This window comes from Burkholderia sp. TSV86 (assembly GCF_001522865.1).
Classification (GTDB): Bacteria; Pseudomonadota; Gammaproteobacteria; order Burkholderiales; family Burkholderiaceae; genus Burkholderia.
In genome coordinates this window covers 232,974-255,061 of sequence record NZ_LOWB01000015.1, presented here as the reverse complement: position 1 = coordinate 255,061, position 22,088 = coordinate 232,974, and the positions used below count along the sequence as shown (strand labels likewise).

The 22,088-nt window shown below is 63.8% G+C and carries 16 protein-coding genes; 10 read left to right on the top strand and 6 right to left on the bottom strand.

What is annotated here, in order from left to right; translation table 11 throughout:
• The 3 genes from WS68_RS01840 to WS68_RS01830 form a co-directional block, all read right to left on the bottom strand.
• On the bottom strand, positions 1 to 1,462 hold a 1,462-nt coding region (locus tag WS68_RS01840), incomplete at its 3' end, for a DUF4214 domain-containing protein (RefSeq protein WP_156429306.1).
• Positions 1,463 to 1,739: 277 nt separating this feature from the next.
• On the bottom strand, positions 1,740 to 3,524 hold the full coding sequence (locus tag WS68_RS01835) for a hypothetical protein (RefSeq protein ID WP_156429305.1): 1,785 nt from the start codon (positions 3,522 to 3,524) through the stop codon (positions 1,740 to 1,742).
• 75 nt (positions 3,525 to 3,599) lie between these two features.
• Entirely contained in the window at positions 3,600 to 4,793 is a 1,194-nt protein-coding gene (locus WS68_RS01830; RefSeq protein ID WP_059569197.1) for a polysaccharide biosynthesis/export family protein, read from the bottom strand.
• Positions 4,794 to 5,182: 389 nt separating this feature from the next.
• Here WS68_RS01830 and WS68_RS01825 point away from each other — a divergent pair, with 389 nt between their 5' ends.
• The gene (locus WS68_RS01825) at positions 5,183 to 6,334 is read left to right on the top strand and encodes a glycosyltransferase family 4 protein (protein WP_059569158.1); all 1,152 of its coding nucleotides are present in this window, start codon (positions 5,183 to 5,185) and stop codon (positions 6,332 to 6,334) included.
• Entirely contained in the window at positions 6,335 to 8,350 is a 2,016-nt protein-coding gene (locus WS68_RS01820; protein ID WP_059569157.1) for a capsular polysaccharide export protein, LipB/KpsS family, read from the top strand.
• Between the two features lie 58 nt (positions 8,351 to 8,408).
• Here WS68_RS01820 and WS68_RS01815 read toward each other — a convergent pair whose 3' ends face one another.
• Positions 8,409 to 10,193 (bottom strand): glycosyl hydrolase family 28-related protein, encoded by a 1,785-nt coding sequence (locus WS68_RS01815; RefSeq protein ID WP_197419508.1) that lies wholly within the window; start codon positions 10,191 to 10,193, stop codon positions 8,409 to 8,411.
• Positions 10,194 to 10,417: 224 nt separating this feature from the next.
• On the opposite strand from WS68_RS01815, the gene WS68_RS01810 reads away from it, so the two are divergent.
• The 3 genes from WS68_RS01810 to WS68_RS01800 all read left to right on the top strand — a co-directional run bounded on the left by WS68_RS01810 (position 10,418) and on the right by WS68_RS01800 (position 13,669).
• On the top strand, positions 10,418 to 11,848 hold the full coding sequence (locus WS68_RS01810; protein WP_059569155.1) for a mannose-1-phosphate guanylyltransferase/mannose-6-phosphate isomerase: 1,431 nt from the start codon (positions 10,418 to 10,420) through the stop codon (positions 11,846 to 11,848).
• A 22-nt stretch (positions 11,849 to 11,870) separates the two neighbouring features.
• On the top strand, positions 11,871 to 12,707 hold the full coding sequence (locus WS68_RS01805) for a class II glutamine amidotransferase (RefSeq protein WP_059569154.1): 837 nt from the start codon (positions 11,871 to 11,873) through the stop codon (positions 12,705 to 12,707).
• Between the two features lie 149 nt (positions 12,708 to 12,856).
• Positions 12,857 to 13,669, top strand: coding sequence for a mechanosensitive ion channel family protein (locus WS68_RS01800; protein ID WP_059569196.1), 813 nt, complete (start codon positions 12,857 to 12,859; stop codon positions 13,667 to 13,669).
• 120 nt (positions 13,670 to 13,789) lie between these two features.
• On the opposite strand, the gene WS68_RS01795 is transcribed toward WS68_RS01800, so the two are convergent.
• Positions 13,790 to 14,458, bottom strand: a complete 669-nt coding sequence (locus WS68_RS01795; RefSeq protein ID WP_059569153.1) for a VTT domain-containing protein — start codon at positions 14,456 to 14,458, stop codon at positions 13,790 to 13,792.
• A 226-nt stretch (positions 14,459 to 14,684) separates the two neighbouring features.
• Here WS68_RS01795 and mutL point away from each other — a divergent pair, with 226 nt between their 5' ends.
• Complete coding sequence (gene mutL, locus WS68_RS01790) at positions 14,685 to 16,724, top strand: DNA mismatch repair endonuclease MutL (protein ID WP_059569152.1); 2,040 nt, start codon at positions 14,685 to 14,687, stop codon at positions 16,722 to 16,724.
• Positions 16,721 to 17,704, top strand: coding sequence for a tRNA (adenosine(37)-N6)-dimethylallyltransferase MiaA (gene miaA, locus WS68_RS01785; protein ID WP_059569151.1), 984 nt, complete (start codon positions 16,721 to 16,723; stop codon positions 17,702 to 17,704). The genes mutL and miaA overlap by 4 nt, the downstream gene beginning before the upstream one ends.
• Positions 17,705 to 17,882: 178 nt before the next feature.
• Here miaA and purM read toward each other — a convergent pair whose 3' ends face one another.
• Positions 17,883 to 18,938 carry a phosphoribosylformylglycinamidine cyclo-ligase gene (purM, locus tag WS68_RS01780; protein WP_059569150.1) on the bottom strand — a complete coding sequence of 352 codons (1,056 nt, stop codon included), beginning with the start codon at positions 18,936 to 18,938 and terminating at the stop codon, positions 17,883 to 17,885.
• 122 nt (positions 18,939 to 19,060) lie between these two features.
• Here purM and hda point away from each other — a divergent pair, with 122 nt between their 5' ends.
• From hda to pcnB, 3 genes are read left to right on the top strand one after another with little or no spacing between them, the layout of a single operon-like run.
• Entirely contained in the window at positions 19,061 to 19,801 is a 741-nt protein-coding gene (hda, locus tag WS68_RS01775) for a DnaA regulatory inactivator Hda (RefSeq protein WP_059569149.1), read from the top strand.
• Positions 19,802 to 19,822: 21 nt separating this feature from the next.
• A complete protein-coding gene (locus tag WS68_RS01770) occupies positions 19,823 to 20,509 on the top strand; it encodes an HAD family hydrolase (protein ID WP_059569148.1) in 687 nt (228 codons plus the stop codon).
• The gene (gene pcnB, locus WS68_RS01765; RefSeq protein WP_059569147.1) at positions 20,506 to 22,083 is read left to right on the top strand and encodes a polynucleotide adenylyltransferase PcnB; all 1,578 of its coding nucleotides are present in this window, start codon (positions 20,506 to 20,508) and stop codon (positions 22,081 to 22,083) included. The genes WS68_RS01770 and pcnB overlap by 4 nt, the downstream gene beginning before the upstream one ends.
• Positions 22,084 to 22,088: the final 5 nt, after the last annotated feature.

Sequence of the window (22,088 nt, the reverse complement as noted above, 5' to 3'; positions counted from 1 at the left end):
CCCACCCTTCGTACATGCTTGGGAATACCGTGAACAGGCAATTCGCGTACAGGTGCGCGAGCAACGCGTCGCTGACGCCCTGCAACCAGACGATCTTGCTGTGATTCTTGAACACCGGCATCCGCCCGATCTGATGCAGCATGTCGTCGATACCCCAACCCTTCATGCCGACGAAGATGAGTTGCGGGCAGTCGGCGCAACGGTCGCGATACAACTCGCGCCAGACGTTGACCAACAGCCGGTGGTTCTTGCGCGCTTCGAGCGAGCTGACGTACAGCACGTACTTGCCGTGATACAGCACGTGCCGCAACGTGTCGACATCCTTTTCGTTCAACTGAGGAAGCCCGTCCCCGCGCGCCGGCGCGGCGAGCGGAATGACGTGAACATCGGGAAAATGCGTCTCGACGCCGGCCTCCTCCCAGAAATTGATCAAGTCCTTGCGGGACGTGTTCGAGATGGCAAGCACTTGTGTCGCCGTATGCGCCATATCGACAAAGTGACGACGAAACGTTTGCGCCATTTCCTGACGCGCACTGAATTCCGGAAACAGGATCGGCACCAGGTCGTAGCAGCAGCCCACCATCTTCACGCGGTACTTGCGCAAATATTTTGCGATGTCATGAATCGGTGAAAGATCCCAATCGATGCCGACCGAAACGAAGGTGTCGGCACCCGACAGTTCGAGCTGCGGCAAGGTCCCGTGGTGATACTGGGCAACGGAGGTATCCGTGTTATCGCACCAGCGCTCGGACAGAATGTTGTCCACGTGGCGGCGATCAAGCTCCCGCAATACCTTCGCGGCGGGATCCCACAGCGCGAATCTCACGTTCTCATAATCGGCGAGATATTTTGCGAGCTCCCGCTCGACGCGCACGATGCCAACCGGTTGCGCACGCCAGTGATGGCTGGTGGATAGATTGAACACGAACCGCTCGTTCGCCCGGCCGAGCACTGGGCCGCCGCCATGCAGCGCGTATCGGGACTGCCGCATCTGCAGGCTGACAATCTCCCGCAATTGCTCGAGCAGTTCCTGCGTATGCGAAAGACGCGCATTCACCTGATTCAGATGCGAGGCCGTCTCGCTCGACAACACGGCGAGTGAATTTTCGACACGGTGCAATTTCTGCTCCGCGCCAATATACCGCCCGACATCGGATGGCCCGAATAGCTTGCCAACGAGTGGCCAGCGGGAACGGCGCCAATGCAGCATCGCGTATTCAAGGCCGGGCAGCGCACGCCGCTCATGCTTCATCTCGGGCGACGAACACAGTTGATCGATGATCTGGAGCTTGTTGACGCCGCTTTCCAATCTCGACAAATAGTATGACGCGCCCTCCTGATCGGGGTCTCGTCCCAGCAGCGTGCGATATGCGCAATAGACAAACTCTATGCCGTCGTACACCAACATCTCTTCGAGTGTGGCAGCCGACGCAATATTCTCGTACCGTGTATTAGTCAACATGATTACGCTAGACAATTTTTCACGCCTCTGGGAGCCGTGGCGGCGAATTGAGCCAAACGGCAATCGTCATCCTTCGTATCTCATTGCTGCTTGCTGTCTCCTTTCGCATGCGAAGCGCACGGGGCATCATGGCCCATTCTCGCCGCACATTGCCTAAAACATTTTTCAACGGCTCTATCGCATTCCTTAATTCATCATTCCGACAACATCGTCTTGCGCCTGCTTCATATGCATGCTACGCCGACGGGCCGAGCACGCCCACCGCCACATCGCGCGATTATCCTGCTATGGCATCCTGAACATCGATCGAACATTCGAGCGTAATGAGCAAAGGCCCGGATAATTCCGAGGGCGCCTGCATTTCGTCGTCTCCGTCACATCCGTCCCACGACGCGAGAAAACCAAGCAGGCGCAAACCGCCGCTCACTGGCGCACAAAAGGACATGCAACGGCGATCACCGTCGTTCCGCCCGAACACGATCTTGTCGACTTCGTTGCCGTCGACGTCGAGTGCAAGCGTCGGCCGCCATCGAAGCGATTCGCGCGGCACCGATGCCGTCAACGTTCCCCGCAGCGTCACCTGTTCGCATGCTTTGTCGAGCGGCATTTGCATGACGGCTCTGCCCCAGTCGATCCGAACACCATCCGGCTCATGTGCGGCGAAACCATCAAGCAAATAATGTTCAACGGCAGGCTTCGAGAAATCGAATGCGATCCGCTCGCCCATGCGCAAAGGCCGTGGAAGCTGCTCGACTTCCATCTCGCCCATCTTCTGCGAGCGAGGTTCGGCACGATCCAGCTGCACGTTGCCCACCGAAGACGCCGGAATCAACCGTCGGCGGCTCGTCTGCTGAATCGCTCCTCTGTCCAATTCACGAAAAGCCCAGGATTCCAAACTGCTGCGCAGATAATTGTTGCCGGCCGCAAAACAGTCGACATCCGATCCATCGCGCCGAATCACCTCGTCACCGGCCTGGCCGATCAAACGTTCCCAAAACGCATCGAACAAAACGCCATGCCCAATCGCCGATGCACCGCGATCTATACCAGGTACCATGAATTTATTTAACGGTTGCGACAACAGAAAATCGCATCGCTGTCCCGCATGCTGGGCTTCAAGCCCTAACGATGAAGATAACGATAAAAAAAAGGGAATGTCGCAACGGGAAAAAATAAATCCGTATCCGTTCGCACGAACGGACGTCACGCTCTTGTCAAGCTCCGAACGCAAAAATTCCGTGACGGCTCCATTTTTAACTTCATACGGATGTTCGAGAAAGAAAATTTCGTCATATCCGGCCAATTGCGCATCCAGGCTCTCCCGGCAATCACGCCACTGCACGAATCGGCCGTCGCGAATCAAAGCGGCATCGCACGGTGTTTGTCCAATCAGAACCGGCGTCTGCGCAGGCACGTCGAAGGCCGGAATATGTCTACGGAAAAAGAGCGCACGCAGCCGACGAACTTGCATGGCGATCTCGTGATCCGGCACGCCGAACGCTGAAAGCATGTCGCAAACTTCAGCCGAATTCGAGTATCCGTAAAAGCATAAATCGCGCAGAAACCGCAGCGGATGAATGTGCAAGCTGAGATAGGTCTTGCCGCCGCGCGCAAGCAGACGCTTGAGCACAGGAGGCAATTCGAAACCGACGATCAGATCGTATTCGAGCAGGGCGGCCACCGTGTCCGCAAACACCGGCAAATCGTCCGCATCGTAAAGCGCGGCCCAGGCGGCTGGCGAATCGGCCAGATATTGCGCGTGAATATCGCTGGTGAGCGACGCACGCAATCCCGCGCCGTCGAGCGGCGGCACGATCACGTCGGCACGCACGCCCCATTTCGATTCGAATGCGGGTACGCCGAGAATCTGGACCAACCAGTCCAGATTCCGATATTGGCCGTTGTCCACTTTCCCTCTGTTGAAATCGACTCGAAGGAAATCGCACGTCAGCGCGACTCTGCGTATCGTCTGCATCGTACTCGCCGCCCTCTCTGCGGATCCGGCAAAGAGCGGCCTAGGCACGCCGGGCCGCAAGCGGCCCTGCCGGTCGGAATCATGCACCCGCCTGCACGAAATGCCGCGGCATGAATCTCATGCCGCTACGCCAAGCGGGAACGACGTCGATCTGATCGTCGACTATCTGAAGGTTTGTACGCCGGTCGTCACCGGATAGGCTACGCTGAACACCAAGTTCAGAATTTTCTGCAGCTCGGTGACCGGAGAGTTCGAGATATACAACAAGTCTTTGTTGTCCATCATGAAGCTTTGCGTGACAAAAAACGATTCCGGATCTCGCAGATTGACCCGATAAATAACAGGAACCTTACCGTCGGCCGTGGTGCGGACCGGCTGCGAAGGCCACGCCAATGCCTTCGCGTCCTCAAGACGGTAAATGAACACGCCACGCGCATCGGAGCGCGAATCGTCGAGCCCGTTCGCGCGCGCCAGCGCTTGAGCGAGCGTGATACCTTGCGCTTCGAACTGAACTTCCTGATTCTTGCCGGTCGCACCCAACGCCGTGAAGCTGTACGGCTGATACAACAGCGTCACGACATCACCTGCCCGCAGCGGAATATTCTGCTTCGGGTCTTGAATCACGGACTGCAACGGCAACGACGCGACCGTCTTGCCGCGCGTCACCTGGATTGTCATCTTGTCGACCGGCTGACGCACGCCGCCGGCGGACGCAAGCGCATCGAGCAAACGCTCTCCGCGCGCAGTCAACGCCATGCGATCGCTCTTGACGACCTCGCCGACGATCGTCACATACGACGTCGTATTCTTCGACAACCTCACCAACACCTGCGGATCGTGCGCGATGCGCTTGAGCCGCGCCACGATGTCGCGCTGCAATTGTACTGGCGTGCGGCCGGCAGCCTTCACGTTGCCGATGAAAGGCACGCTGATCATTCCACCCGCGTCGATCGACTGCTCCGGCAGCACCGTCGCGCGCGCATTGCCCGGCGCGGCAATCGCAGAACTCGACGCGCTTCTTGCATCGGTCAGCCCCGCGGCGCCGAATAGCGCCGCCGGGGGCGCCTCCCAAATCACCACCTCGATCGTGTCGCCAATACCGAGTTGCTGCTGAAATGCGGGATCATTGCCGAGCGCGCCGGAAAAGTCATCTGTCCGGCGCTCCGCAAGCAGCTTACGCGTCACGTCATCCGTCAGATCCACGATCTGTATGCCAGCCGTATTCGGCGATTCGGAGACCTGCGCAATTCGCGCCGCGCTGGGCCCGGACGTCGGAATTGCCGAGCAGCTCGCGAGAACCACGATACCCGCAGCGCACGCCAATAACAGAGGAACCCGATATAAAGTAAATGGCATTTGATACGAGTATAGATTTGGGATCGGCACAAATTGTCGCACGTTGCACGTTCGAATAGAATAGTCGATCACGAATATCGTGCGCAATGCAGCAAGCAAAATTCACTACACGGTTCTTCGCAGCGCGGTTCTTCACCAATTTCACATGGTTGAAAACTTGCAACGAATTTATAACGCGCTTGACCGGCAAGGCATATGTTTAAGTCGGCATCCGTTGGGATGCCGTAAGAAAAGTCTCAGATAGAAATCGGACGAAACATTGTGCGAAATGGAAAGAGATCGCAGTCCATTCCGGTATCGGGCCGAAACGCGAGGCTGCGCACCGGCCGCACACCGCGTCGCGCCCGCCCCGCTGCAACGCCAACCTTGCGCCAGGGAATCGCATTCGAGTGACGCCCATCCTTCTCGACATCACGCGCCTGCTGTCACGCCTGCATGCCGGCCTGATTCCAACCGGCGTCGATCGGGTGGGGCTCGCCTATATACAAAGATACGGCGACAGCGCGCGTGCTATTGTCAGCGAGCAGGGCTTCTTCACGATCATGACGGAGCAGGACTCGAGGCAAATATTTTCCCGACTGCTGTCATCCACGCACGACCGGCCGTTCATTCGCCGCACCGTCATACGCGCGTGGGCGGGGCTTGCGCGCGCGCCCCGCATCGAGCGCGGCATCCTGCTGCACACGAGCCATACCGGCATGGAGTTTCCTCGCTACTATCACGCAATGGCCAAGCGCAACATCCGCTCGGTATTCATGGTGCACGACTTGATTCCGCTGACGCATGCCGAATATTGCCGCCCGGGCGTAGGCAATGCTCATCGCCGGCGCATCCATACGGCGTTGCGTCACGCTGACGGCCTGATCGCCAACTCGCAAGCAACGCTCGATTCGATCGCGAGCGAAGCGAGGCAGGCGCGCCTGAGGCTGCCGCCAAGCGTCGTCGCGCATCTGGCGCCCGGCATCGAGCATGGCGCGGCGCACGCCGTGCCGCTCGACAAGCCGTACTTCGTGATGCTGGGCACGATCGAGCCGCGCAAGAATCACTGGCTGATGCTGCATGTCTGGCGCGATCTGGCCGAGCGCCTGGGCGACGCCGCGCCACGGCTCGTTCTGATCGGCCGCCGCGGCTGGGAATGTGAAAACGTCGTGGACATGCTCGAACGCTGCGAGCGTCTGCGCGGCTTCGTCATTGAGGAAGCGCAGTGCCCCGATGCGCGAATGCGCGCGTGGCTGCAGCATGCGAAGGCGCTGCTGTTTCCATCGTTTGTCGAAGGCTACGGAATGCCGCTCGTCGAAGCGCTTGCGCATCGCATCCCGGTGATCGCAAGCGATCTTCCCGTGTTCCGCGAAATCGCATCGGATATCCCCGATTATCTCGATCCGCTCGATGGTCCCGGCTGGTATTCCAAGATTGTTTCGTATATGCAACCATCGAGTGCCGCGCGCGACACGCAGCTTGCGAGAATCGACCAGTTCAGCGCGCCGACCTGGTCGACACATTTCGAAAAGGTCGATCGCTTCATCGAGTCGCTGAGCTAGATGTTTCGCTTCGCGACACGCCGGCCGCATGCGCGCGACACTGAATTCGATCTGCGCGGCATCACGCGCGGATCACGGCTGCTGTGCTGGATACAGGGCCGCACGGATCTGCTATGGCAGGACAGCCGCTGCGGCAGGATCGTGCTGCGCATCGCCCGCCGCATCGGGCGCCCGTCGCGGGCCGCATGGCCCGGCCCCATCGGATTGCGGCCTACGCGGCGCATGCCGTTGCTATCGTGGTTTGTCTTGCCTGGCGATGCGTCAGGCGCAATGTCATTCGTCGCGCAGCTCGATCAAGCGCTGAAATCTCAGATTACTTGGGATGCCGAAGCGCAGGCGACGCGCCTGATGCGCCGCTTGCTCGATATGCACGGCGGCATCGCGCATCTGTTCGAAGGGCCGCACGGCGCCGCCCCGTGCGCGCAGGCATCCGCGCGAACCGTCGCGCTCGTCGACGAGCGCGCCACATCGCCGCTGGACCCCGCATCGGCCCGCGAGCGCAGACAGCGCTTCAAGCGGATGCTCGACGTTGCCCGCACACGCCATCCCGGCGCACGATTCGAAATCATTCGCTCGAACGATGTCGGTGCAGGCCCCTGGCTCACGTCGTCCTGGGCCGCAGCGATCCCGCGCAACGCGCAGACGCCGACGCCATCGCATCGCCGCTGGGCGGCGCTGCTCGATGCCGAGCATGTCTATGTGCTGAGCGCTTCGGAAGGCGTGCTGCCGATACTCGCGAGGCGGCCGGTTCATGTCTACGGCACGCCCTACTATGCCGGATGGGGCTTGTCCGACGACGACGCGCCGATGCCGGGGCGAACCGCGCGCCCGACCTTGCCGGCATTCTTCCATGCCGTGTTCATCCAGTTCGCGCGCTATCTCGATCCGCACACGCATCGCCCCGGCACACTGGATGCCGCGATCGATTGCGTGCAGCTTCAGCACGCGGTCGAAGCGCGTTTTTCCGCGTTAGAGCACATCGCCGGCGTTCGCTTCCAGTGGTGGAAGCGCCCGTTCGCCACACCGTTTCTGAGCGCGGGCGGCGGTACACTGCGCTGGATACGCGGTTTGTCCGAGCTGCGCGCTGGCGAATACGCCGCACTCTGGGGCGCGCGTCATAGGGACGACATCGGCGGCGGGATACGCTACGTCCGGATCGAAGACGGCTTCATCCACTCGAACGGCCTCGGCTCCGACATGAACGCGCCGTGGAGTCAGGTCATCGACACGCGCGGCTTGTATTTTGATCCAGGCCAACCGAACGATTTGACTGACATCCTCAATCTTTCGGAGTTCGACACATCCGAGCTGCAACGCGCCTCCAGGCTACGTGCGAGCATCGTCGAAGCCGGCATCACCAAATACAATCTCGGCCGGCGCACGCCCGACTGGCAGCCGCCCCCCGGCCGGACCGTCGCGTTGGTGCCCGGCCAGGTAGCGGACGACGCGTCGATCAAGTTCGGCACGCTCGGCATCACGACGTCCGACGCGCTGCTGCGAGAAGTGCGTGCCCGGCGCCCCGATGCATTCATCGTCTACAAACCGCATCCGGACGTACTGTCCGGCAACCGGCAGGGCTTGATCGACGCGCAGGCACTCGCTGACGTCGTCGATACGCACGCCGATCTGCTTTCGCTGATCGAAATCGCCGATGAAATTCACACGCTATCGTCGCTTGCGGGCTTCGACGCGCTGCTGCGCGGCAAAACCGTATTCACCTATGGCCTGCCGTTCTACGCCGGCTGGGGGCTGACGCACGACGCGATAACGCCCATTGCATGGCGGGAGCGAAGGCTGTCGCTTGATATGCTCGTCGCTGGGGCATTGATCCGTTATCCTCTCTATTGGGACTGGCGCCTGCGCCTCTTTTCCACACCGGAAGCCGCGGTCGCCCGGCTCGCGCCGCACGCGGGCCGGCCGCTCGGAACGCTTCGCGGCAACCGCGCGCGAATCTTCGTGAAGATCTTCCGCTGGACGCGCAATGCGATCTCGCATTTGGCATCGCGCATCGGGTAACGTCACCGGCGCAGCGCGTGAGCACCCGCGTGCGCCGCCACGGCGCATTCGATGCCCATCAATACAGCCTGTACCACGTCGCATTGCCGCCGCGGCACAGATAGGCGTTCCCGGCGCCCGGAACGAGCGACGCCGCCGCACCCGCGACGGCTCCCGACGACGCGTCGACCGACAGCGCTCTGACTGCCCTCGACGACGTATAGCGCACCACGGCCCCGTCGTACTGCGCCGAGCATGCGGGCAACTGGATACGCAACGCGCGCAGGTCGCCTTTCGGCGCCATCACGAGCGAGCCGCTCTTCGCCGGAAACGTAACGGTTTGTCCATCGGCGGGCGTCGCGAACGCGTATGACTTGTCCACTTCGCGCCCCGTATAGCTGATGCCGCCGTCCACCGTCAAATCGCCGTGCAGGCTGCCGGGCACGCCGCCGTCGACGCCATTCGCATTACCGAAAGCCGTCATGCGACGCGACGTCGGCGGAAGCGCGAAACGCCAGCCCACGCCTACGTTATTCGCGATCACATGGTTTTCGTCGGTTGCGACGTCGATGAACACACCCGAGCCGCTGCCCACGCCGATGATCCGATTGCCGACGATCGTGCCCTGGCTGTTCGGCCCCAGTTCGACGACCGGGTGAGACAGGCGCGGATTCGCGTCCGTTTCGAATTGACTGCCCGACAAAATCAGCGTGTTCCAGCCCGTGCCGCTGACGGCTACGGCCGTCATGTCGCCCCACGTGCGAAAGTGGCCGTTGGAAATCTGCAAATATCCGCCGCCGGGGCCGGACAGTTGCACCATTGGCCGCGCGAGCGGCGTGACCGCCGCGAACACGCACGCGGAACAGCGCACGTATCCGCCCGTCATGTTGATCGCCTGATAGTCGCGGTAGCCGACCGAAAAAATGCTCGACGCGATCGCCAACGAGCCACCCTGCACGATCAGGCCGCCGAAAGAATCGAGATTGAGATTGGACAGCTCGCCGAATGTCGTGCCGCTCGCAGTCTTGATGAACCTGAGCTGACTTGCGTATTGAAGCAGGTTGTCGACGTGAATATCGTCACAACGGCCGGATTGAATCGACACCTGCGCCGCGGCGTTCCAAATCGCATATTGACGCTGTGTGATATCGAACGGCCAAAAATGCAGATGACTGATCCGAACCGAATCCGTTGCGCCGTCTATGTCGATGCCCACGCGGTACGCAGACATTTCGAGGTTGTCGATGCGCGCGCCGCCCGAATCGCCGCGCATGTCGATGCCGACCGTCGCTTGGCTGATCTGCATGTCGGACATCGTGAAGCGAGGCACATTGTGCAGATAAAATGCCGGCGGATAGACGTTCAGCTCGGCGCGCGACGACGTATCCGGTTGCTCGAACGTCACCTTGAAATCGCGAAATTGCGGCCCTTCGCGATTATTCGACGCCGGCCCCATGGCCGGCGTGTAGAACACACCCGGCGCGGACTTACGGAATCGCGCCGATACGCGAACGATCGTCTTGCCTCGGCCATTGCCTTGCACGATCTGGCCGGGCTGCACGCGAATCGCATCGGTCACGATACAGGTGCCGCCCGGCAGCTCGACGCTCGAGCCGCTGTCCACTGCAGCCTGCAGCGCCCGCGTATCGTCGCCCGTTCCGGAGCACAGTGCGCCGAAATCCCGCGCGCTCACCCGGTCCCGGCCCCGCCGCATCGCCGCCTGCATGTTATCCGCCGCCGCATCGGCTGCGCTCTGCGCGCTTGCCGCAGCGCCGGGCGCCGACGCAACCTCCCGGGCGCTCGACGCGAACGGGGCGCATCCGATCGTCAAACCCGCGAACCACGCGCAAAACGCCCGTTTCATCCCGATCCTTTCACTTTTCGCACCCAATTCCGTGCCCATCACACAATGTTAGGTTCAGCTTACAATCTACAATCCGAGCGCGTCATTCCATGTGTCCAGCGGCTTTACATGCGGCCGCCGTCACCGAAGTTGCAATTATTAAACCTCAAAGCAGCGAAAATGATGAAAAATAGCGCGGTCATTATCGAGCACCGGCCGGTTCACGGCCCTATCCGAGGCAACGTATGAACATTTATCCCACCATTCTGTGCGGCGGCAGCGGCACGCGGCTCTGGCCCATGTCTCGCGGCGGCTATCCGAAGCAGTACCTGAAGCTTGCCGGCGAACATACGCTCGTCCAGCAGACTGCGCTGCGCGTGCGCGACGTCGCCGGCATTCGCGCGCCGATCGTGGTCACCAACAACGAACAACGTTTCCTCGTCGCCGAACAGCTGCGCCAAGTCGGCGTCACGCCGTCGTCGATCGTGCTCGAACCCGTAGGCCGCAATACCGCGCCTGCGATCGCGATCGCCGCGCTGCTCGCCTATCGCGAGACCCCCGACGCGCTGTTGCTCGTGCTGCCGTCCGATCATGTGATCGACAACGAATCCGCGTTCGTCGACATCGTGAAGACGGCCGCGACGGTGGCGGCCGACGAGCATCTCGTCACGTTCGGGATCACACCCGCACAAGCGCATACGGGCTACGGCTACATCCGCCGCGGCACCGCGCTCGCGGGCAACACGGAGGTCTATCGCGTCGACGCGTTCGTCGAGAAACCGGATGCGCCGACCGCCGAGCGCTTCGTCTCCGACGGCGGCTACTACTGGAACAGCGGGATGTTCATGCTGAAGGCGTCGACCTATCTCGACGAGCTGCGCCGTCTCGCCCCCGACATCGCGCGCCAAGCCGAACTCGCGCTCGATGCCGCACACCGCGACCACGATTTCCTTCGGCTCGACAAGGAAACGTTCGCCGCCAGCCCGAACGTGTCGATCGACTATGCGGTGATGGAGAAGACCGGGCACGCGGCGGTCGTCGCCGCGGCCAATCTCGGCTGGAACGACATCGGCTCGTGGAGCGCGCTCGCCGATATTGCCGCGACCGACGACAAGCGCAACGCGCTGATCGGCGACGTGTTCACCGATTCAGTCGAGAACTCGTACATCCGCGCGGAGCACCGGATGGTCGCCGCGATCGGCATCGAGAACATCGTGATCGTGGAGACCGCCGACGCCGTGCTCGTCGCGCATCGTGACAAGGCGCAGGACGTGAAGAAGGTCGTCGAATGGCTGAACGCGTCGGACCGCCAGGAATCCGTCACGCATCGCCGCGTGATACGGCCGTGGGGCTCGTATGAAGGCATCGATCAGGGCGAGCGCTTCCAGGTCAAACGCATCGTCGTCAATCCGGGGGCGCAGTTGAGCCTGCAAATGCATCACCATCGCGCCGAACACTGGATCGTCGTCAAGGGCACCGCGGTCGTCACGAACGACGGCAACGAAATCATCCTGACCGAGAACCAGTCGACCTACATTCCGCTCGGCGCGACGCACCGGCTGAAGAACCCCGGCAAGATTCCGCTCGAGTTGATCGAGGTGCAATCGGGCGCGTATCTCGGCGAGGACGACATCGTCCGTTTCGAAGATACTTACGGACGCACCTCCAATACGTAACACGCGCGGCGAGGGACTCGCGATGTGTCGCTGGCTTGCCTATACCGGTAATCCGATTCAACTCGAAAGCGTGCTGTTTCGCGCGAAACACTCGCTGATCGACCAGAGCCTGCATTCGCGGCTGGGCGCGACGACGACCAACGGCGACGGCTTCGGAATCGGCTGGTATGGGCAGCCTGACGAAATTCCATTCCGCTATCGCAGCGTGAGTCCCGCGTGGAATGACCGCAATCTGCGCGAAGCGGCGCGCGCGATCCGCTCGCCACATTTCGTCGCGCATATCCGCTCGGCAACCGATACGCCCGCGCAGGAGACCAACTGTCATCCGTTTCGCCACGGCCGTTGGCTATTCATGCACAACGGGCTGATCCGCCGCTATCACACGTTGCGGCGCGATCTGATGATGCGCATCGATCCCGCGCTTTTCCCATCGATCGAAGGTTCGACCGATTCGGAAGTGATGTTCCATCTCGCGCTGACGTTCGGACTGGAGCAAGCGCCGCTGCCCGCGCTCGAACGCATGGCGGGCGCGGTCGAAGAAGCGGCCGCGCGCCACCGCGTCGACACGCCGCTCAACATGACCGTCTGCGCGACCAACGGCGAGCAGATCATCGCGGTGCGCTATTCGAGCGAGCGCAATTCACGCACGCTCTTTCACAGCACGTCGTTTCGCCATCTGCACGAACTCTATCCGCATGATCCGCGCATCCGGGCAGTCGGAGACAACGCGTTTCTCATCGTTTCCGAGCCGCTCGTCGACCTGCCCGATGCGTGGGAATCGATTCCGGAAAGCACCGCGATCGTCACGCGACGCGGCGATATCCGGCAATTTGCGTTCACGCCGCGCCATCCGGCCTAGCGCGCCCTCGGACGGCGCGGGAGGTTGTTCGATCCGCGCGAGTCGGTTATAAAAATGGCACCTCTTTTCGCGGCTTCGTTGCTTGCGTGACTGCACGGTCTCGCGGCCGCCCTGGTTCATCCCGCCATTCTGGAATCTTAATCTTGAACCTGGATCTCGCTTCCATTCAAACCTTCATTCTCACTCGCGGCGTCGATTTCGGTCTCGAAGTCATCGCGTCGATCGCCCTCTGGATCGTCGGACGCTGGGCGATCAGGATCGCCACGAACTTGCTCGGCAAGCTCATTCGCAACAGCGGCAAAGTCGATCCAACGCTGTCGGAGTATCTGGCGTCGGTCGTCAGCGTGCTGCTCACGCTGCTGCTGGTGCTCGCGATCCTGCAAGTGTTCGGCGTGCAGACGACTTCGTTCGCCGCGTTGCTAGCGGGCCTCGGCCTCGCGGTCGGCACGGCGTGGGGCGGCCTGCTCGCGCACTTCGCGGCCGGCGTGTTCATGCAGGTGCTGCGCCCGTTCAAGGTGGGCGACCTGATCTCGGCGGGCGGTGTGACCGGCACGGTCAAGGAACTCGGGCTGTTCGTCACGACGATCATCACGGCCGACAATGTGGTCACGCTCGTCGGCAACAACAAGATCTTCTCGGACAACATCTCGAACTACAGCGCGACATCGATGCGGCGAGTGGACCTGAGCGCGAAGATTGCAAACGGCGTCGATCCGGACGATGCGATCGAGCGCCTGAGAGCCGCGATCAAGCAAGTGCCGAACGTCGTCGCGACGCCAGCGCCCGATATCGGCATTTTGTCGTTTACGCCGGAAGGCCCGCTGTTGTTCGTGCGGCCGTTCGCGCATCCGTCGCACTACTGGCAAGTGTATTGCGACGTCAATCGCGCGATTCTCGATACGTTCCGCAACGCCAGCTACCCGACGCCGGAAACGCCGGTCGCGCATCGCACGGCACCGTGACGCGAACGGCCGCCGAGCGGGCGCGCTTGCGCCCCAGCCTCGGGCGCGCCGCCCGCCTCGATCACCCGGCACGCGCCGCGGGCGGCCCGCTTACCGGGCGTCGGCCCATCCGCGCCCGCGTTATGCGCTGCGCTTGTCCGACTTGCGGCGCAGCAGCTTCCACAGCGCGCCGAGCGCGACCGGGATCACCGCGGCGCCCACCCCGACCAGCACGATCACATTCAGATACTGGCGAATGAACGGGATGTTGCCGAAGAAGTAGCCGAGCAACACGAGGAGCAGAACCCAGACCAGCGCGCCGATCACGTTGAAGAGCTGAAAGCGCGCGGCGCCCATCTCCGAGGCGCCCGCGACGAACGGCGCGAACGTGCGCACGACCGGAATGAAGCGCGCAAGCACGATGGTCTTGCCGCCGTGCCGCGCGTAGAAATCGTGGGTTTTCTGCAGCGCTGCGCGATCGAGGAAGCGCTCGATCCCCGGAATGTGCGTATTGAATACCTTCGGCCCGATCTTGCGGCCGATCAGATAGTTGACCGTGTTGCCTCCCACGGCCGCGACGAGCAACAGCACGATCAAGCCCGCCAACGACATCTCGCCCGTCGCGGCGAACGCGCCGCCGATGAACAGAAGCGAATCGCCCGGCAGGAACGGAAAGATCACGAGCCCGGTTTCGCAGAAAACGATGAGAAACAGCACCAGATAAACCCAGGCGCCGTATTGCCGGATGAAATCGCCGAGGAACGTATCGATGTGCAGGACGAGATTGACGAAATGTAACAGCGTTTCCAAATGCGTTTCCTTGTTGTGTCGTAACGGTGGACGCGTGCAGGCCACCGCGGCCGGAGGCCAAAAATCCGCGTTGTCATGATACCGAAAGTGCCTTAAGGGACCGTGAAATTTGGTCGTAGTGTGACGGCGCGCGCCAAGCGATCGCGCCCCACGGCGGCCACGCGCCGAGCGATCGTGCCCCGAGGCGGCGGGCGACGCCCGGCGGCGGCATCGCTATAATTCCGCCATGTCCGAATTCGCCGAATCCGCCCCCGGCAGCGTGAGCGCCGCACCCGCCCCGCGCCCGCCGCGCGCGATCCAGCCGCTGCCCGACCAGTTGATCAGCCAGATCGCCGCGGGCGAGGTCGTCGAGCGCCCCGCGTCCGTCGTCAAGGAACTGCTCGAAAACGCGCTCGATGCCGGCGCAAGCACACTGCGCATCGTGCTCGACGAAGGCGGCGTCAAGCGCATTTCGATCACCGACGACGGCTGCGGCATCCCCGCCGACGAATTGCCGCTCGCACTGATGCGTCACGCGACCAGCAAAATCCGCTCGCTCGCCGAGCTGGAGGCGGTCGCCACGCTCGGCTTCCGTGGCGAGGCGCTTGCGTCGATCGCGTCGGTTGCCGAGATGTTCATCACGAGCCGCACCGAAGACGCGCCGCATGCGATGAAAATCGACGCGCAAACGGGCGCGCTCGCGCCTGCGGCCGGCTCGCGCGGCACGACGATCGAGGTGCGCGAGCTGTACTTCAGCACGCCCGCGCGCCGCAAGTTCCTGAAAAGCGAGCAGACCGAATTCGGTCATTGCATCGAGATGATCCGCCGCGCCGCGCTCGCGCGGCCGGATGTCGCGATCTCGGTGCTGCATAATGGCCGTGCGGTCGAGCACTGGAATGCGAGCGAGCCCGCGGCGCGCGTCGCGAAGATTCTCGGCGAGGGCTTCGCGAGCGCCCACCTGCCGCTCGACGAGCGCGCCGGGCCGCTCGCCGTCTACGGCTGCGCGGGCCTGCCGACCGCGAGCCGCGGCCGCGCGGATCAGCAGTACTTTTTCGTCAACGGCCGCTTCGTGCGCGACAAACTGCTCACGCACGCGGTGCGCGCCGCCTACGAGGACGTGCTGCACGGCGATCGTTACCCGTCGTATGTGCTGTTCCTCGATCTGCCGCCGGAGAGCGTCGACGTGAACGTGCATCCGTCGAAGATCGAAGTGCGCTTTCGCGATTCGCGCTCGATCCATCAGTTCGTTTTTCACGCGGTCCAGCGCGCCCTCGCTCGGCATGCGGGCGCGTCCCCCGAGACGACGGCGGGCGGGCACGCGGCGCACCTGGAGGCAACGCAGGCATCAGGGGCCGACGCCGCGGGCGCGGCATTCGTGCGATCGAGCCCCGCCATGCACGGCACGGGCCAGCTATCGGGCGGCAATCCGGTCGGCCATCCGTCATCCGGCAATTCGTCGCCCGGCAATACCTGGCTGCGGCAATCGCGGATGACGCAAGGCACGCTGCCCGTTGCGCAGCCGCTCGCGCTATACGATGCGCTGTTCGGCCGCAAGGAGCCGGGCGCGGCAGCAGACAGCGCGGCACTGGAAGCGCGCGACGAAGCGCCCGCGCAAGCATGGGCCGGCAGCGCGCCGGGCGTTGCGCCGCCCGCATGGCCGACGCCCTCGTCCCCTCCCGCCGCCTTCGACGAGCACGAGCACGAGCAGCCGCTCGGATTCGCCATCGGCCAAATCCACGGCATCTACGTGCTCGCGCAGAACGCGCGCGGCCTCGTGATCGTCGACATGCACGCGGCGCACGAGCGGATCCTCTACGAGCAGTTCAAGGCCGCGCTCGCCGACCGCGCGCTCGCGGTGCAAACGCTGCTGATTCCGGTTTCGATGACGGCCACGCCGGTGGAGATCGGCACGGTCGACGAAGAACGCGAAACGCTCGATGCGCTCGGCTTCGACCTCGCGGTGCTGTCGCCGACGACGCTCGCGATCCGCGCGGTGCCCGCGCTGCTGAAGGACGCCGACTTGCCCGCGCTCGCGCGCGCGGTGCTTGCCGATCTGCACGCGTTCGGCGGCTCGCGCGTGCTGACCGAGCGGCAGCACGAACTGCTCGGCACGCTCGCGTGCCATCACGCGGTGCGCGCGAATCGGCGCCTGACGCTCGACGAGATGAATGCGCTGCTGCGGCAGATGGAAGCGACCGAACGCGCCGACCAGTGCAACCACGGCCGGCCGACCTGGTATCAGCTCACGCTCGGCGATCTCGACCGGCTCTTCATGCGCGGCCAATGAGCGCAAGCGTTGCCGCTCCCGTAAGAACAGTCGCGTGCCTGCTCGGGCCGACCGCATCCGGCAAAACCGCCGCCGCGCTCGCGCTCGCCGCCCGCCGTCCGATCGAGATCATCAGCGTCGATTCCGCGCTCGTCTACCGTGGAATGGACATCGGCACCGCGAAGCCGACGCCCGCCGAACGCGCGAGCGTCCCGCATCATCTGATCGATATCGTCGATCCGGCCGACGCCTACTCGGCCGCCGCCTTCCGCGCCGACGCGCTGCGCCTGATCGCCGACATCGCCGCGCGCGGCCGCACGCCCATCCTCGCGGGCGGCACGATGCTCTACTACAAGGCGCTCGCGCAAGGGCTGAACGCGTTGCCCGCGGCCGACCCCGGCGTGCGCGCGACACTCGACGACGAAGCCGCGCGCGACGGCTGGCCCGCGTTGCACGCGCGGCTCGCTCAGGTCGATCCGGCCACGGCGGCCCGGCTCGCGCCGAACGATTCGCAACGGATTCAGCGCGCGCTCGAAGTCTATTTGTTGACCGGACGGCCGATGTCGGCGCTCCTCGCCGCGCCGCCCGCCGCCCCCGATGACGGCCGCGACGCAATGCGCGTGCGCTTCGTGCCCGTCGCGCTCGAGCCATCGGAGCGCGCGATGCTGCACGCGCGAATCGCCGCGCGCTTCGATGCGATGCTGGCAGCCGGCTTCATCGACGAAGTCGAGCGGCTGCGCCGGCGCGACGATCTGCATCCGGGGCTGCCGTCGATGCGCTGCGTCGGCTACCGGCAAGCATGGGCGTATCTCGACGGCGAAATCGATTATCAGACGATGCGCGACACCAGCATCTTCGCCACCCGCCAGCTCTGCAAGCGGCAATTGACGTGGCTGCGCGCAATGCCCGAGCGTATCGTCGTCGATTGCTGCGCGGTGGATGCAACCGCACAGGCGCTCGATGCGCTCGAACGAGTGCTGGATGCGCCGCAGGCCCGCTGACGCCGGCATCGCCGCTTGCATCGCCCGCGCATGCCGCGTATGAAACGCGAATAAAAAAACCCGGCTCGTACTGAACCGGGTTTTTTACGGCGGCTGCACTGCAGTCAGCCTGAACCGGAGCGCCCCCTCCATTCATCCACGCCACGGCGCAACTTCAGCGCCGCGCCGCCCAACGATCTCAGACCACCACCGTTTGCGCCTCGCCATCGCGGCTCTCGCGCACCGCGCCGATCTTCCAGACTTGCTCGCCGGCTGCCGTCAACTCGGCGATCGCCGTCTCGGCGTCGGCTGCCGCGACGATCACGGCCATCCCGATCCCACAGTTGAACACGCGGTGCATCTCAGCATCGGCAACGCCACCGTGCTGTTGCAGCCACTGGAACAGCGGCGGCAGCGGCCACGCCTGCTGGTCAAGCTCGGCGGTCAGGCCCGCGCGCAGCACGCGCGGGATGTTCTCGACCAGGCCGCCGCCCGTGATGTGCGCCATCCCCTTCACCGCGATCTTCTCCATCAGCGCGAGCAGCGGCTTCACGTAGATGCGGGTCGGCGCCATCAGCGCATCGGCGAGCGAGCGGCCGTGGAAATCGGCGGACAGATCCGGATTGGCCCGCTCGATGATCTTGCGCACCAGCGAGAAGCCGTTCGAATGGATGCCGCTCGACGCAAGGCCGAGCACCACGTCGCCCGCGGCAATCGTACTGCCGTCGATGATCTTGCTCTTCTCGACCGCGCCCACCGCGAAGCCCGCCAGATCGTATTCGCCGTCCGGGTACATGCCCGGCATCTCGGCCGTCTCACCGCCGATCAGCGCGCAGCCCGACAGTTCGCAGCCTTGCGCGATGCCCTTGACGACGGTCGCCGCCGTGTCGACGTCGAGCTTGCCGCACGCGAAGTAATCGAGGAAGAACAGCGGCTCGGCGCCTTGCACGAGGATGTCGTTGACGCTCATCGCGACGAGATCCTGGCCGACCGTATCGTGTTTGTTCAGGTGAAACGCGAGCTTGAGCTTCGTGCCGACGCCGTCGGTGCCCGACACGAGCACCGGTTCGCGATATTTCTTCGGCACCTCGAACAGCGCGCCGAACCCGCCGATGCCGCCGAGCACGCCGTCGCGCAGGGTTTTCTTCGCAAAGGGCTTGATCTTGTCGACGAGCGCGTCGCCGGCGTCGATATCGACGCCGGCATCGCGGTAGGACAGGCCCTGGGCATCGGGAGCGGATTTCGGAGGATTCATGGGGAAATGCGAGAAGGTCGGTAAAATGCGATTTTACCCGAAGCCGGCCGGGCGTCGAACGGGCGACCGAACGCGCCGTGCGCGCCGCCCGCCGGACAGCCTTACCCGATCCGATCCGCACCGTGACTGCTTCCCGTCAACTGACGCTCGATCTCGGCACGCCGCCGCCCGCGACGCTGGACAATTTCTTCGTCGGCGACAACACCGAGCTTGTCACGCGCCTGCAAAAGCTCGATCTCGCGCTCGCCGCCGGGCCCGTGCCGGACCGGTCGTTCTACGTGTGGGGAGAATCGGGCAGCGGCCGCAGCCATCTGTTGCAGGCGCTCGTGCACGACGCGTCGTATGGCAACGCACGCTATCTGACGCCGCAAAGCGGGCTCGGCGCGTTCTCGTTCGATCCGCGCGTGTCGATCTATGCGATCGACGATTGCGACGCGATGAACGACGCGCAGCAGATCGCGCTTTTCAACCTGTTCAACGAAGTGCGCGCGCATCCGGGCTGCGCGTTCGTCGCGGCGGGCAACGCCGCGCCGCTCGCGCTCGCCGTGCGCGAGGATCTGCGCACGCGGCTCGGCTGGGGGCTCGTGTTCCATCTCGCGCCGTTGCCGGACGAAGGCAAGACGGCCGTGCTCAAGCACGCGGCGAAAGAGCGCGGCCTGGTGCTCGCCGACGACGTGCCCGCCTATCTGCTCACCCATTTCCGCCGCGACATGCCCAGCCTGATGGCGCTGCTCGACGGGCTCGACCGCTTCTCGCTCGAACAAAAGCGCGCGGTGACGCTGCCGCTTTTGCGCGCGATGCTGGCCGCGCCCGAGCACGACGAAGCACCGCCCGGGCGGGCAACTTCCGGCCGGTTCAAGTAGCTTCAAGTAAAATGCGTCTCCATGACTAATTTGGCACTTTTTGACCTGGATCACACGCTGATCCCGACCGATAGCGACCACGAATGGGGCCGCTTCATGGTCAGGCTCGGCATCGTCGAGGCCGACAGCTTCTCGCGCCAGAACGACCGCTTCTTCGCCGACTATCAAGCGGGCAAGCTCGACATCCACGCATACCTGGCGGCGATGCTCGCGCCGCTCGCGAAATACCCGCGCGCGCAACTTCGCGCGTGGCACGATCAGTTCATGCACGAAGTGATCCGCCCCGCGATGCTGCCCGCCGCGATCGAACTCGTGCGCCGGCACCAGGACGCGGGCGACCTCTGCTGCATCGTCACCGCCACCAACGAATTCATCACGCGCCCGATCGCCACCGCGTTCGGCGTCGATACGCTGATCGCCTGCGAAGTGGAAACGGTCGACGGCCATCCGGATTCAGCGCTCACCGGCCGAGCAAAAGGCACGCCGAGCTATCGCGAAGGCAAGATCGTGCGCACCGACGCATGGCTCGCGTCGCTCGGCAAGCGCTGGGACGACTTCGAGCGCAGCTATTTCTATAGCGATTCGCACAACGACATCCCGCTTCTCGAAAAAGTTACCGACCCGATCGCGACCAATCCCGACGATACGCTGCGTGCCCATGCAAGCGAACACGGCTGGCGCATCCTCGATCTATTCCAACCGTCGTGATCAAGAAACTCATCCGCAAGCTGTTCGGACAGGACACGCCGAAGAAAGACCCGTCGGGGGACGCCCCCGATCACCGGGGCGCTTCGCCGTCCGACATTCCATCGACGGCATCCGCCGCGACCGCGCGCCGCGCCAAATCCGCGCGCGGCGGTACGAAGAAAGTCCACGGCGGCGAGCCGACCGTCGTCCCCGCGAGCGTGCACGGCATCGATCCGTCGCTCATCTCGAAAAACGCGATTCGCGTCACCGACACCCTCCAGCAAGCCGGCTTCCGCGCGTTCATCGTCGGCGGCGCGGTGCGCGACCTGCTGCTCGGCATCGCACCGAAGGATTTCGACGTCGCCACCAACGCGACGCCGACCGAGGTCCAGCAGTTGTTTCGCCGCGCGCGGCTGATCGGCCGGCGCTTCCAGATCGTCCACGTGCAGTTCGGGCAGGAATTGATCGAGGTGTCGACGTTCCGCGCGCTCGTCGATACCCCGCAAGAGCCGTCGCCGGGCGACGCCTCGACGGGGCGGGCGTCGCATGCCGCGGGCGCGAGGCGCCTGAAACGCGACGAACTCGACCGCCGCACGCACGCAGTCGACGCGAGCGGGCGCGTGCTGCGCGACAACGTCTGGGGCGAGCAGCACGAGGACGCGGCGCGCCGCGACTTCACGATCAACGCGATGTACTACGATCCGGCGACGCAAACCGTGCTCGACTATCACAACGGGATGGCCGACATGCGCGCGCGCCTGCTGCGGATGATCGGCGATCCGGCGACGCGTTTTCGCGAGGACCCGGTACGGATGCTGCGCGTCGTGCGCTTCGCGGCAAAGCTCGGCTTCGAGATCGAAGCGAAGACGCGCGCGCCGATCCACGAACTCGCCGAACTCATCAACAACGTGCCGGCCGCGCGGCTGTTCGACGAGATGCTGAAGCTGCTGCTGTCCGGCCACGCGCTCGCGTGCCTGCAGCGGTTGCGCAGCGAAGGCCTGCATCACGGCCTGCTGCCGCTGCTCGACGTGGTGCTCGAGCAGCCGCAAGGCGAGAAATTCATCACGCTCGCGCTCAACAACACCGATGCGCGCGTGCGCGCGGGAAAGCCGGTGTCGCCCGGCTTCCTGTTCGCGACGCTGCTCTGGCACGACATGCGCCAGCGCTGGGAGCAATACGCGGCGAACGGCGAATATCCGGTGCCCGCGTTAAGCCGCGCGATGGACGACGTGCTCGACATGCAAACCGAGAAGCTCGCGATCCACAAGCGCTACTCGGCCGACATGCGCGAGATCTGGGGGCTGCAGTTGAGGCTCGAGAAACGCTCGGGCCGCAGCGCGCTGAAGCTGCTCGAACACCAAAGATTCAGAGCGGGGTATGATTTCCTCCTGCTGCGCTGCGAATCCGGCGAACTCGATCCCGCCATCGGCCAGTGGTGGACGGATTTCGTCGAGGGCGACGCCGCCGAACGCGAAACGCTTCTGTCGCAGGGCAGCCGGGACAAGACGCCGCGCAAGCGGCGGCGGCGCGGCGGGCGCGGCCGGCGCACGGCAGAAGACATCGCCGCGCACGGCGAATCCGACGCAAACGACTGACGTTC